The 13,548-nt window shown below is 34.4% G+C and carries 13 protein-coding genes and 1 tRNA gene; 7 read left to right on the top strand and 7 right to left on the bottom strand.

Annotated elements, in window-relative coordinates:
• Nucleotides 1–116: 116 nt before the first annotated feature.
• On the bottom strand, nt 117–1,064 hold the full coding sequence (gene trxB / locus AAEO57_RS14210) for a thioredoxin-disulfide reductase (RefSeq protein ID WP_341693690.1): 948 nt from the start codon (nt 1,062–1,064) through the stop codon (nt 117–119).
• A 176-nt stretch (nt 1,065–1,240) separates the two neighbouring features.
• Here trxB and AAEO57_RS14215 point away from each other — a divergent pair.
• From AAEO57_RS14215 to AAEO57_RS14245, 7 genes are all read left to right on the top strand, one after another.
• Nucleotides 1,241–1,315 (top strand) — tRNA-Pro (locus AAEO57_RS14215).
• 339 nt (nt 1,316–1,654) lie between these two features.
• Nucleotides 1,655–2,422, top strand: coding sequence for a ParA family protein (locus AAEO57_RS14220; RefSeq protein WP_341693691.1), 768 nt, complete (start codon nt 1,655–1,657; stop codon nt 2,420–2,422).
• A 5-nt stretch (nt 2,423–2,427) separates the two neighbouring features.
• On the top strand, nt 2,428–3,330 hold the full coding sequence (locus tag AAEO57_RS14225; protein ID WP_341693692.1) for a ParB/RepB/Spo0J family partition protein: 903 nt from the start codon (nt 2,428–2,430) through the stop codon (nt 3,328–3,330).
• The gene (locus AAEO57_RS14230; protein WP_341693693.1) at nt 3,330–3,893 is read left to right on the top strand and encodes a DUF5683 domain-containing protein; all 564 of its coding nucleotides are present in this window, start codon (nt 3,330–3,332) and stop codon (nt 3,891–3,893) included. Before AAEO57_RS14225 ends, AAEO57_RS14230 begins: the two co-directional genes overlap by 1 nt.
• A 44-nt stretch (nt 3,894–3,937) precedes the next feature.
• Entirely contained in the window at nt 3,938–4,672 is a 735-nt protein-coding gene (gene dapB, locus AAEO57_RS14235; protein WP_341693694.1) for a 4-hydroxy-tetrahydrodipicolinate reductase, read from the top strand.
• Nucleotides 4,673–4,720: 48 nt separating this feature from the next.
• Nucleotides 4,721–6,415: a signal peptidase I gene (lepB, locus tag AAEO57_RS14240; RefSeq protein ID WP_341693695.1), complete on the top strand. Its 1,695-nt coding sequence runs from the start codon at nt 4,721–4,723 to the stop codon at nt 6,413–6,415.
• Nucleotides 6,416–6,520: 105 nt separating this feature from the next.
• The gene (locus AAEO57_RS14245) at nt 6,521–7,135 is read left to right on the top strand and encodes a WbqC family protein (RefSeq protein ID WP_341693696.1); all 615 of its coding nucleotides are present in this window, start codon (nt 6,521–6,523) and stop codon (nt 7,133–7,135) included.
• A 75-nt stretch (nt 7,136–7,210) separates the two neighbouring features.
• Here AAEO57_RS14245 and AAEO57_RS14250 read toward each other — a convergent pair whose 3' ends face one another.
• The 6 genes from AAEO57_RS14250 to AAEO57_RS14275 all read right to left on the bottom strand — a co-directional run bounded on the left by AAEO57_RS14250 (nt 7,211) and on the right by AAEO57_RS14275 (nt 13,526).
• Nucleotides 7,211–8,257 (bottom strand): endonuclease/exonuclease/phosphatase family protein, encoded by a 1,047-nt coding sequence (locus AAEO57_RS14250; RefSeq protein ID WP_341693697.1) that lies wholly within the window; start codon nt 8,255–8,257, stop codon nt 7,211–7,213.
• A 16-nt stretch (nt 8,258–8,273) separates the two neighbouring features.
• On the bottom strand, nt 8,274–9,137 hold the full coding sequence (locus AAEO57_RS14255) for a rhomboid family intramembrane serine protease (RefSeq protein ID WP_341693698.1): 864 nt from the start codon (nt 9,135–9,137) through the stop codon (nt 8,274–8,276).
• 46 nt (nt 9,138–9,183) lie between these two features.
• On the bottom strand, nt 9,184–9,996 hold the full coding sequence (locus tag AAEO57_RS14260; RefSeq protein ID WP_341693699.1) for a rhomboid family intramembrane serine protease: 813 nt from the start codon (nt 9,994–9,996) through the stop codon (nt 9,184–9,186).
• Nucleotides 9,993–11,906 carry a DNA mismatch repair endonuclease MutL gene (mutL, locus tag AAEO57_RS14265; RefSeq protein WP_341693700.1) on the bottom strand — a complete coding sequence of 638 codons (1,914 nt, stop codon included), beginning with the start codon at nt 11,904–11,906 and terminating at the stop codon, nt 9,993–9,995. The genes AAEO57_RS14260 and mutL overlap by 4 nt, the downstream gene beginning before the upstream one ends.
• Nucleotides 11,907–12,080: 174 nt before the next feature.
• Entirely contained in the window at nt 12,081–12,653 is a 573-nt protein-coding gene (ribH, locus tag AAEO57_RS14270; protein WP_341693701.1) for a 6,7-dimethyl-8-ribityllumazine synthase, read from the bottom strand.
• Between the two features lie 93 nt (nt 12,654–12,746).
• Nucleotides 12,747–13,526 carry a tetratricopeptide repeat protein gene (locus tag AAEO57_RS14275; protein WP_341693702.1) on the bottom strand — a complete coding sequence of 260 codons (780 nt, stop codon included), beginning with the start codon at nt 13,524–13,526 and terminating at the stop codon, nt 12,747–12,749.
• Nucleotides 13,527–13,548 lie beyond the last annotated feature (22 nt).

Genomic DNA, 13,548 nt, shown 5'->3' on the forward strand with positions numbered 1-13,548 from the left:
TTTCCACAAATAAAAAATTCCATTCGCAAATTGCGAATGGAATTTTTTTTTGTGGAATTTTAGATTTACGTTCCGACAACTTGAAACTTTAAACACAGAAAACCTGAAACTAAATCTTATTCTTTAGCAGCCAAATATCTTTCCGCATCAAGTGCAGCCATACAACCTGTACCCGCAGCCGTAATAGCCTGACGATATACATGATCCGCAGCATCACCTGCTACAAAAACACCTTCTACATTGGTTTTAGACGTTCCCGGAGTGTTTACAATATAACCTGTTTCGTCAAGAGTGATATAATCTTTAAAAATATCTGTATTTGGCTTATGACCAATAGCTACAAAGAACCCCGTTGCAGGAATTTCAATAACTTCTGCAGTAGTTTTATTTAATGCTTTGATAGCGTGAACTACATTTCCGTCACCTAAAACTTCAACAGTATCGTGATTCATTAAAATCTCAATATTTTCAGTTTTACGAACGCGTTCTTCCATAATCTTAGAAGCTCTGAACTTTTCGCTTCTTACCAACATGGTCACTTTTTTACAAAGTTTTGATAAGTAATGTGCTTCTTCACAAGCAGAATCCCCTGCCCCGACAATTACTACTTCCTGATTACGATAGAAAAACCCGTCGCAAACTGCACAGGCAGAAACTCCCCCACCCATATTTAAATAGTGCTGTTCAGATGGTAATCCTAAATATTTAGCTGAAGCTCCTGTAGAAATAATAACCGTTTCACAGTGCAATTCTATTTTGTCATTGATCCAAACTTTATGAATATCTCCAGAAAAATCAACTTTTGTAGCCCATCCGTCACGAATATCTGCTCCAAAACGTTTTGATTGTTCCTGTAGCTGAATCATCATTTCAGGTCCAGTAACACCATCTACATAACCCGGAAAGTTTTCCACTTCATTGGTCGTAGTCAACTGACCTCCTGGCTGCATTCCCTGATATAAAACCGGATTCATATTTGCTCTGGCAGCATAAATAGCAGCAGTATAACCCGCCGGACCAGAACCTATAATTAGGCATTTAATTTTTTCGATTGTATCTGACATAGTATTTATAGTTTTTAGAGATGCAAATGTAAACTTTATTATAAAAACTCACCCTCAAAATAAATCCTAAATAACTATCTTAAAATAAGTTTTATTTATTTTCATTTTTTTCTTTTGATAATAGAATTTATTACTATATTTGCATCCGCTTTCGGGCACTACAACAAATACATCTTCGGGGTGTAGCGTAGCCCGGTTATCGCGCCTGCTTTGGGAGCAGGAGGCCGCAGGTTCGAATCCTGCCACCCCGACAAAAAAGTCTTTTCGTTTTGGAAAGACTTTTTTTTTGCCCTGAAACAAAAAAAAATAATCCTCATTTCGTCCGATTGTAAATCAAAGATCAAAACCATATCACATGTACACTAAAGTCTTTTCTTTTTTTACAAGGAGATCTTCCAAACAAAACAAATCTCCCCAAAATCTATATTAAACAACAAAAATCTTCGTTGATAATTTCTTAGCAAAAATAAAATTAATCCTTAAGAACACGCATCAAACAAAGGCTTAGGAACGTTTCATAAATGTTAACAAAATAGATTTTCAGAAACCATAAATAATTGTATTTTTACGGTTCAAAATTCAGAAAATAAATGGGCAAAATCATTGCTATTGCTAATCAAAAAGGAGGCGTTGGAAAGACTACTACATCAGTAAATCTTGCGGCCTCATTAGGTGTTTTAGAGAAAAAAGTATTATTGATCGATGCTGATCCTCAGGCCAATGCTACATCTGGCCTTGGAATTGACGTAGAGACAGTTGAAACCGGAACCTACCAAATTCTTGAGCACACCGTAACACCAAAAGAAGCCATCTTAAAATGTTCAGCTCCAAATGTTGATGTGATACCGGCTCACATTGACCTTGTTGCCATCGAAATTGAATTGGTAGACAAAGAAAATCGTGAGTACATGCTTAAAAAAGCATTAGAAGAAGCAAAAAAAGAATATGATTTTATCATTATCGACTGTGCTCCTTCTCTAGGCTTACTTACCCTGAATGCTTTGACAGCTGCAGATTCTGTAGTTATTCCGATTCAGTGTGAATATTTTGCACTGGAAGGTTTAGGAAAACTATTGAACACTATTAAAAGTATTCAAAAAATTCATAACCCCGATCTTGACATTGAAGGTCTATTACTAACAATGTACGATTCAAGATTACGTTTATCAAATCAGGTGGTTGAAGAAGTTCAGAAACACTTCAACGACATGGTTTTTGAAACCGTTATCCAGAGAAATGTAAAATTAAGTGAGGCTCCAAGTTTTGGTGAAAGCATCATCAATTATGACGCAACCAGCAAAGGAGCAGTAAATTACATCAATTTAGCTCAGGAAATTATAAAGAAAAACAGCAAATAGTTTTTATGACAAAAGCAATTAAAAAACAAGCCTTAGGAAGAGGATTATCAGCATTATTAAAAGATCCTGAAAATGATATTACATCAGTAGAAGATAAAAATGCTGACAAGGTAGTTGGAAATATTATTGAGCTTGAAATTAGTGCTATCGAAATAAATCCATTTCAGCCCAGAAGTAATTTCAACGAAGAATCTTTGCGCGAATTAGCCACTTCTATCAAAGAACTTGGCGTAATTCAGCCTATCACTGTCCGAAAATTAGACTTCAATAAATACCAGTTGATTTCGGGGGAACGCCGTTTACGTGCCTCAACATCAATTGGATTAACTCATATCCCGGCCTACATCCGTATTGCTAATGACAATGAATCATTAGTAATGGCGTTAGTAGAAAATATTCAGCGTCATGATTTAGACCCTATCGAAATTGCTCTTTCTTATCAACGTTTGATTGATGAAATTCAGTTAACTCAGGAACAAATGAGCGAACGAGTAGGAAAAAAACGTTCTACTATTGCTAATTATTTGCGTCTTTTAAAATTAGACCCGATTATTCAGACAGGTATTCGTGATGGTTTTATAAGCATGGGACATGGAAGGGCTATTATTAATATCGAAGACTTAGATGTACAGACTGACATTTATCAAAAAATTGTAAGTCAGAATTTATCTGTTCGTGAAACTGAAGCCTTAGTTAAAAATTATCACGAAGGCAATCAGCCTAAAGCAGAAGGAAAACCCAAAGTAGATTCTGCATTTGTAGTTAGAGAAACGCAAAAAAACACTTTCAATGACTATTTTGGCTCAAAAGTTGACATAAAAGTCGCTGGCAACGGAAAGGGAAAAATCACAATCCCTTTTAATTCAGAAGCTGACTTTAACAGAATTATAAAATTAATAAACGGATAGTGAATAAGATTGTCCCCATAAGTTTTTTGTTCTTTCTCCTAGGAACCGTCTCTCTTTTTGCTCAGGCAGAAAAGGAAACGGTTTTGGTCGCTAAAGACACTACCAAGCTGGAAGAAATAGACCCGCTGAGACCTGCAAAAGCAGCTTTTTACTCAGCAATTTTACCCGGTTTAGGACAAGCATACAATAAAAAATACTGGAAGATTCCTTTGGTTTACGGCGCAATTGGTACCAGTTTGTATTTTTATATTGACAATAACAAAAAATACAATGAAGTCCGCGACGAATACAAAAGGAGACTGGAAGGTTATACCCCAAGCGAAAAGTTTGCAAGACTTGATGACTCTCGATTGGTTGAAGCCCAAAAATTTTACCAGCGTAATCGTGATTTATCATCTCTATTTGTTGTTGGATTCTATGTTTTAAACATCATTGATGCCAATGTTGACGCTGCTTTGATGCAATTTAACGTCAACGAAAGATTATCACTCCGTCCGGAAATTTACCCCACGGATGTAACTTTTAAACCAAATGTCGGACTAACTTTTAACTACAACTTTTAAACAGCTTTTTATATCTGTTTAAATTAAAAAAATACACAAAAAAAATGAAAATTGCACTTTTAGGATACGGAAAAATGGGTCAGGTAATCGAAAGAATTGCCCTGGAAAGAGGCCATGAAATTGTCTTAAAAAAAGACGAATTCAACACTTACGACGGACTTTCAACAGCGGATGTTGCCATTGATTTTAGTGTCCCTACAGCAGCTGTAGACAATATTTCAAATTGTTTTCACGCAAATGTTCCGGTAGTTTCAGGAACAACAGGATGGCTGGACCGTTATGATGAAATGATAGCGCTTTGCAACGAAAAACAAGGCGGTTTTATCTCCAGCTCAAATTTTAGCTTAGGAGTTAATGTTTTCTTCGGACTGAATGAATATTTAGCCAAAATTATGGCTCAGTTTGATTCTTATAAGGTATCAATGGAAGAAATTCACCATACCCAAAAATTAGATGCTCCAAGCGGAACAGCAATTTCTTTGGCAAAAGGAGTTATAGAAAACAGCGCTTACACCAATTGGACTTTGGAAAGCCCTAAAGAGGAAGACTCGAGCGATAGCAAACAGGCGAAACAAATCTATATTGAAGCCAAAAGAATTGGTGACGTACCGGGAACCCACACAGTAACTTATGATTCAATCGTTGACAGCATCGAATTAAAACATACTGCACACAATCGTGAAGGTTTTGCTTTAGGAGCTGTTATTGCTGCCGAATGGTTAGCCGGCAAAAAAGGAATCTACACAATGAAAGACGTTTTAAACCTGGAATCTAAATAAAATCCAAAAAATAATATTCTGAAATTTCAGAACTAAAATATAAAACTTATGACACTTTATCTTTGGTTTGTTTTTTTCTTAGTCATACAAATAATCCATTTTTTAGGAACATGGAAATTATATCAGGCTGCCGGAAGAAAATCATGGGAAGCCGCAATTCCTGTTTATAATTCGATAGTTTTGATGAAAATCATAAGCCGTCCCACATGGTGGACCTTATTACTTTTCATCCCGATTATAAACCTGATTATGTTTCCTGTCGTTTGGGTAGAAACGCTGAGAACTTTTGGCAAAAAATCAACTTTAGATACTTTCTTAGGGATTTTTACATTCGGATTTTATATTTATTATGTAAATTATACTCAAAAATTAGAACATAATCCAGATAGAAAATTAACCAGCGAAAACAAAACTGCAGATACTGTAAACTCTTTACTTTTCGCAATAATTGTAGCGACATTAGTTCATACTTACGTCATACAACCTTTTACAATTCCGACTTCTTCTTTAGAAAAATCATTATTAATCGGTGACTTTTTATTTGTAAGCAAAGTAAACTACGGACCAAGAGTTCCGATGACAACAGTGGCACTGCCAATGGTTCACGACTCTATTCCATTAACAAAAAAGAAATCATATTTAAGCTGGCCACAATTACCTTATTTCAGGCTTCCTGCTTTGGAAAAAATAAAACGCAACGATATTGTTGTTTTTAACTGGCCAGTAGATACGGTTCACTATTTCTTTGAACCTAAAGGAAGACCGGGCGTCATAAAACCAATAGATAAGAAATCAAATTATGTAAAACGCTGCGTAGGTATTCCTGGAGACAATTTATCTATCAAGGACGGCTTAGTATACATCAACGGCAAAGAATTAATTTTGCCTGAAAGAGCAAAACCACAATACGAACATACTATTTATGCTGCTAAAGGGGTATCCAATGAGTTATTAAAAGCTACAGGCTCTACCGAATTTGCAAGAACATACATAATTAAACCAAATAGCGATGCACAATTAGAGGCTGTGAGACCTTACATTATGTCTGCAAACCATAATCCTGATAATTCATACACAGTACAAACAGGGTTTAATGGAATTCCTGCCGATGTTATTACTCAATCAGGATTATATGCACAAGAACAATACTTAGCTCAGGCAAGTGCCAATCTAACATTAAAAGCGGCAGCTGAATTAAGAAAAAACACAACTATAGATTCAATCGTTAGATATATTGACAAAGGACAAGGAGACGTCTTAATCTTTCCTCACAATGGAAAATGGACAATGGATGAATATGGTCCAATATCAATTCCAAAAGCGGGAGAAACAGTACAACTAAACAGCAACAACATAGCTTTGTACAAAAGAATAATAAAGGTATATGAAGGAAACAAATTAGAAATCAACGGTAATCAAATTAAAATCAACGACCAGATAACTAACACTTATACTTTTAAACAAGATTACTATTGGATGATGGGAGACAATCGCCATCATTCAGAAGATAGTCGTTACTGGGGATTTGTTCCAGGAGATCATATTGTTGGAAAACCGGTTTTTATTTGGATGAGCTGGGACACTAACGGAAAAGGAATCAACAAAATTCGTTGGGACAGGGTTTTCACAACTGTAGATGGTGAAGGCCAGCCACAGTCTTATTTTAAATATTTCCTAATTGTTCTAGCCCTTTATTTTGTTGGAGAATTCTTCTGGAAAAGGAGAAAAGAAAATAAAGCATAATATTAAACAAATAGTCAAACGTTTAAAAGTCTAAAGTCATAAAGTCAAGCTTAAAAACTTGTTTTATGACTTTTGACTTTTGACTTTAAAAACTTTAGACCAATCATGAATTCCTTATTACTTCCTACTTATTTCCCTTCAATTAGTCATTTTGCGGTAATAGCACAATCTGAAACTATTACTTTTGAAATGGAAGATAATTTTCAGAAACAGACTAACAGAAACAGAACATACATCTATAGTCCAAACGGAATTCAGTTATTAAATATCCCTGTAAAACATTCTAAAACTGCGCATCAAAAAACAAAAGACATTTTGATCGAAAATGAATTTGACTGGCAGAAACAGCATTTTAAATCATTAGAAGCTGCATACAGAAGCTCTCCTTTCTTTGAGTATTTCGAGGAAGATATCATTCCGATTTTCGAGAAAAAACATAACTTTTTAATGGATTTAAATTTCGAAGTTCTGGACACCGTAACAAAATGCCTCAGAATGAAATTAGAATTCGGAAAAACTGCTGAATATTTTCATGATGTTTCAGATTTTGCAGATTTCAGGCATTTAGCAAACGGAAAAAAAGACACCAATTCATTCGAAAAATACCCTCAGGTTTTTGATGACAAACATGGTTTTATTAACAACTTAAGTGTTTTGGACTTGCTTTTTAACGAAGGTAAATTCGCAATGGATTATTTAAAAACACAGAAAATAATATAAATTGTGAATTTTGAATTGTGAATTTTGAATCTCACTTAACTTTTGACTTTCGACTTTTGACTTTCGACTAAAAAATCATTCCATTGAAAGTCTTGTCATTATTGGATAATGGTCTGAATTCTCAAAATCAGAAAAGCTTTCAAACTGCTTTACCTTCATTTTACTGTCCGTAAAAATATAATCTATTCTGGCTGGGTAATATTTGAATTTATAAGTCGCTCCAAAACCTTCTCCGGCTTCTTCAAAAGCATCTTTCAGTTTACCTTTAATACTTCTGTAAACATAAGAAAAAGGACTATTATTCATGTCTCCACAAATAATAATCGGGGTTTTGCATTGTTTGATGTTTTCTTTAAAAATCTCCGCCTGTTCTTGCTGTTGTCTAAATCCTTTACTTATTCTGGCAAAGATACGCTGTGATTTTTTTTGATTAACATTATCAATATCGTCAGAAATCTCATTTACATCAGGCGAGATTTTAATTGATTGCAGATGCATATTGTAAACCCTGATTACATCCTTACCGCGTTTTATATCCGCATACACAACGTTATTATCCGAATTAGGAAAAATAATATTCCCCTCATTAATAATTGGAAATTTTGAAAAAATAGCCTGACCGGTTTTTATTTTCTTTCCATCAATAAAAATATAGCGATGAGGATATACTTTTAGATCAAGATGAGCAGAATTTGAATACTCCTGAATACATAAGACATCAGGGTCTTTTTCATCAATAAAAGCTTTTATATTAGATGGAATATCATCACGATCCAGCCATTTAAAAACATTAAAAAGACGGACATTATAACTCATTACAGAAAAATCCTTTTCGTCTTTGACGTATTCTTTAGCTGATATTTTATAAAATTTACTAATAAAGGTAATTCCGGTCAATAAAACTAAGCCCGATAAAATAAGACGTTTTTTGAACTGAATTGCCCAATAGAGAAAAAACAGTCCGTTTGCCACAAAAAAAGCAGGCATAAACAAGGTAAGCACCGATAAAAGCGGAAAACTTTTAGGTGCTAAAAAAGGTAAAATATAGATGCTAAATGTAAATACAGTAAGCACCATATTCAAAAAGAACATTATTTTGTTAAACCACGAAAGGTTCTTCATATTATTTTGCTAAGGATTATTTTCCAGCTTTAAATAAAAACTCTTTTTCTTCTTTTGTGAGACAATCATAACCTGACTGGCTAATTTTGTCTAAAATTTCATCAATTTGTTGTTGCGTTTTATCTTTTGTAACAATTCGTGATGTCGTTTTCTCTGTAGGTTTTTTATAATTTTTATGAACTTTTTTAAAAGGAGTTGTTTGCGATTTTTTAAACAGATTGGCAAAAAAATCTAATATTTTAGACACAATAATACTTAAATCTGTACCATTTTGAAGTAATTTAATATAAGCAAATCCAAAGAAGGCACCAGCCAAATGTGAGATATGCCCTCCGGTATTGTCTAAACGTAATTGCATCAAATCTAAAATCAGGATCACACCTGTAATATGCCATAATTTCACATTTCCAATTAATAACAAACGAACATTCATTAATGGCTGATATGTTGTTGCAGCAACCAAAATTGCCATAATTGCACCAGAAGCCCCAACAATAGGAGCTGAAATATTCAAAAAATAAAAGCTAAAACTAAAAATTATTCCTGTAAAAACAGCCCCTAAAATATACAAACCCAAATATTGTTTTTGAGTAAAAAAAGTCAAAAACAACTGGCTGGCAAAGTTCAGCACCATCATATTAAACAATAAATGCAAAAATGAAGAATGGAAAAATGCATAAGTTAGAAACGTCCATGGCTTAAAAATAAAAACCTGTGGATCGGAGGACAATTCTAACCAATTAGGATAATCAAAACCACCTCCTGAATATTGATAAAAAAACACTAATGAAATCAAGAAACAAGCTATATTCCAATAAATTAAACGCAGCGAAATACCGCCTATTTTATATTGCAATTTCAAATCATCCAGAATATTCATAAAAGCTTCTTTTTGGTTTTTATTATTAATTATTTAAAGTTAAAAATTAATTCCAACGATTATTATTAAACTGATTTTTTTTCCAATATAACATCATCAAAAAACCGGCAACAGCTCCTCCAACATGAGCAAAGTGCGCTATTCCTGTTCCTCCGCTTCCAAAGAGCGAACTCCCTTTGAAACCTAAAAACAAATCAATTGCTAAAATCCCCGGAACAAAATATTTTGCTTTGATTGGAACCGGAATAAACATTAAAGCTAGCTCAGCATTAGGAAACATAAAAGCAAAAGCGGTAAGCAAACCATAAATAGCACCAGAAGCCCCTAAGACAGGTGACTGAACTATTGAACTTGCTTGTACCAAAGTATTAAATTGGTCTTGTGTACAGTTTACTTTATTCAAAATGGCAGCAATTTCACCTTGAACCATTTTCCCATTTGAATCAAATAAAGATGGATAATCTGCATTCAAAATCACATGGAGATCAGATTTAGACAAATTTAATTCAGAAACCGAACTTAAAAGTGATTGCAGCTGAAAATAATTCACCCCTGTGTGAAGCAATGCTGCCCCTAAACCACAGGAAATATAAAAAAACAAGAATTTTTTACCACCCCAAAAATGTTCTAATGCAGATCCAAAACTATATAATGCAAACATATTAAAAAGAATATGTGCAAAATTTGGCAATTTCGCATGCATAAACATGTGCGTTATAATCTGCCAAATTCTAAATCTATCGCTTTCCGGATAAAAAAGCATAAAATACTCATAAGATATTGGCACCAACTGAGCACCAATAAAAAAGATAACATTAATAATAAGTAGTTGTTTAACAACCGGAGTTATATTCATCATAAGGCAAACTTTTTATCTATATCTTCCACACGCATGGTAATGAAAGTAGGTTTCTGAAAAGGTGAAATATTAGGATCTTTACAGGCAAACAAACCGTTTACTAAATTATCCTGTTCTTTTTCGGTCAAATATGATCCGGTTTTAACCGCTAAACTTTTGGCCATAGATTTTGCGATAGTATCATTCTGACTATAATTACTGGCAGGAATACCATCCTGTAAATCACTCAGCAACTGTTCTATTACCAAAGGAACTTCGCTTTCGGTAATATTTACCGGAATACCGGAAATGACAATATGGTCTGACTTTGCCGCATCAAATACAAATCCGGTTGTCTCCAGTGAAGGTTTTAATTCTTCGATCAGTTCCATTTCAGCAGACGAATAAAATAAATCCAGCGGAAAAAGAAGTTGCTGACTTGACGCCTGATTAACGGTCATATTCAGTAAAAACTGCTCATACAGAATACGCTGATGAGCGCGTTGCTGATCCACAATGATCATACCGGATTTAATTGGCGAAACAATATATTTTTTGTGAATCTGATATGTTTTCTGACTCGCCTGTTCTACTTCGTCATCATTAAACAAAGAAGAAGTTACTTCTTCATTTTCAAATGTAAAAGGAGAGCTTTCTATACTTTCGGGGTTTTCGGTATCCAGACCAACGTATAGACTTTCCCAGCTTGCAACAGGCTCTACCCGTTTTGAATAACCCGAATAGGATGATCCTGATGAAGCTCCTGAATTATAGTTTGAAGATCCCGAACTGGCTTTCGCATAATGCTGATTCGTTTTGTCATCGGTAAACGGATTAAAAGTTGAATCAACCTGAATTGTTGGAGTTTCTGCCTGTACATCTTTATAATGATACGGTGTATCTAAATTAGAATCTCTGTCAAAATCCAAAACCGGCGCTACATTAAACTGTCCTAAACTATGTTTTATTGATGCTCTTAAAATTGCATATAAAGCCTGTTCATCGTCAAACTTGATTTCAGTTTTAGTCGGATGAATGTTGATATCAATTGTGTTCGGAGGAACCTGCAGATACAAAAAATAACTAGGCTGAGAACCGTCTTTCAACAAACCGTCATAAGCCGACATAACCGCATGATGCAGATAACCATTTTTTATAAAACGATCGTTAACAAAGAAAAACTGTTCTCCTCTGTTTTTTTTAGCGAATTCAGGTTTGCATACAAATCCCTGAATATTAATAATTTCTGTATCTTCATTAACAGGAACCAGTTTCTCATTGGTTTTTCCCGACATTATACCCACAATACGCTGGCGATAACCTGCTGCCGGTAAATTATACATTTCACTTCCATTATGATAAAAAGTAAAATGAATATTGGGATGTGCAAGTGCTACACGCTGAAATTCATCCATGACATGACGAAATTCAACTGTATCTGATTTTAAGAAATTACGACGTGCCGGAATGTTAAAAAACAAATTTTTTACCGCAAAAGAAGTCCCTTTTGGCAAAACTGCTACTTCCTGCGAAACAAATTTACTGCCTTCAATTATGATATGGGTTCCAAGTTCGTCCTGATCCTGTTTGGTTTTCATCTCTATGTGGGCAATTGCAGCAATAGAAGCCAATGCTTCTCCACGAAAACCCTTAGTTGCAAGTGAAAACAAATCTTCGGCCTGACGAATTTTTGAAGTCGCATGACGTTCAAAGCACAAACGCGCATCGGTTACACTCATACCTTTACCATTGTCAATAACTTGAACCAATGATTTCCCTGCATCTTTTATAATCAGTTTAATGTCCGTTGCATTTGCATCAACAGCATTTTCCAGCAATTCTTTTACAACTGAAGCAGGCCTTTGGACCACCTCTCCAGCAGCAATTTGATTGGCAACATGATCAGGAAGTAATTGAATTATACTCGACATTAAAATTTAAGATTGTAGATTAAGGATTTAAGAATTTTGATTTAAAATCTAAACTAAGGTGTACAAATTTAATAATTTTCTCTTGGCTTTTAGAATATGTCATGTCATAAAAAAAACAAAAAACCTATACTATCTGACACAGTATAGGTTTTAATATTTTTAAAACAAACGTGTTTATTCGTTTTCTATTTTTCTTGGTGAATCTTCAATCTGAAGAGCACCGGAAGTCAACAAAGGCTGATTGAAAGCATGTGCTATAGAGGCCTGTTGACGAATATAAGCCATTTTAATCGCAGCAATCGCTGCTTCAGTCCCTTTATTTCCGTGAACGCCTCCGCTTCTGTCGATTGACTGCTGCATGTTATTATCTGTTAAAACACAAAAAATAACAGGAATATCAGTTTGAACATTCAAATCTTTAATCCCCTGAGTAACTCCTTCGCACACAAAATCAAAATGTTTGGTTTGCCCCTGAATCACACATCCAATTACAATTACAGCATCTACATTTTGTGTCTGAAGCATTTTTTTTGCGCCGTAAATTAACTCAAAACTTCCCGGAACATTCCAACGGATAATTTGCTGTGCAGGAACTTCACAATCAATCAATGCCTCAAATGCACCATTATAAAGTCCTTCTGTTATAGTATCGTTCCATTCAGAAACAACAATCCCAAATCGAAAGTCTTTCGCATTTGGGATTGTGTTTTTATCGTATTCTGATAAATTTTTATTTTCGGTAGCCATTTTTAATATTTATGATTTAACCCGCAATTTTGGGCTTGGTTTAGATTGCAAAAATACAAATCTAAAAACTAAATCTGAACTCTAAAAATTAAATTATTGAGCTAATCCAATCAAAGCATCAACTGAAGCAGATTCTGGAGTTCCGTCAAAATTTTCCTTGATATCTGTCAAATATTTTAACGCATCTTCTTTTTGACCTAAAGCTAAAGCTGTTTTACCTGCTTTTAACAAGAAACGTGGAGTTGTAAAATCATTCTTGTTAGATTCAGCAGCTTTAACATAATAATTTAAAGCTTCTTTTTGGTTATTTTTCTGAGAATATGCATCTCCTATAGCACCAGTTGCCAAGGCACTCAAAATCATATCTTCAGATTTAAACTCTCCTAAATATTTAATTGCATCGTCAAATTTACCTGTGTTTAAATATGCCATACCAGCATAGTAATTTGCTAAATTTCCTGCATCTGTTCCAGAATATTCTTCTGCAATTTTAATGAATCCGAATTTACCTTCAGAGCCATTCAAAGCCAGTTTGTATAATGAATCACTTGCTACACCGTCAACAGCTTTTTGGAAATTTTGCTGTGCAACAAACATTTCATTTGCAGCTTCATCCTGCTTAGGGGTTTCAATAAATTTCTGGTAAGCTAAATATCCTATAGTAGCAACTGCAATACCAGCAACTAAACCAATAATGATTTTTTGATTTTTAGCAACCCAGTCCTCAGTTTTTGAAGCAGTTTCGTCTAATTTAGAAAAAACACCAGCAGTTGTGCTGTCTTTTTCATCAATTACCACCTGTTGTTCTTCAGTTACTTCTTTTACTTCCTTCTCTTTCGGTGCTTTATATCCTCTTTTATTGTAAGTAGCCATTTAAAATTAATTTAGTGAACGG

The sequence above is a fragment of the Flavobacterium calami genome, assembly GCF_038290035.1.
Lineage (GTDB): Bacteria > Bacteroidota > Bacteroidia > Flavobacteriales > Flavobacteriaceae > Flavobacterium > Flavobacterium calami.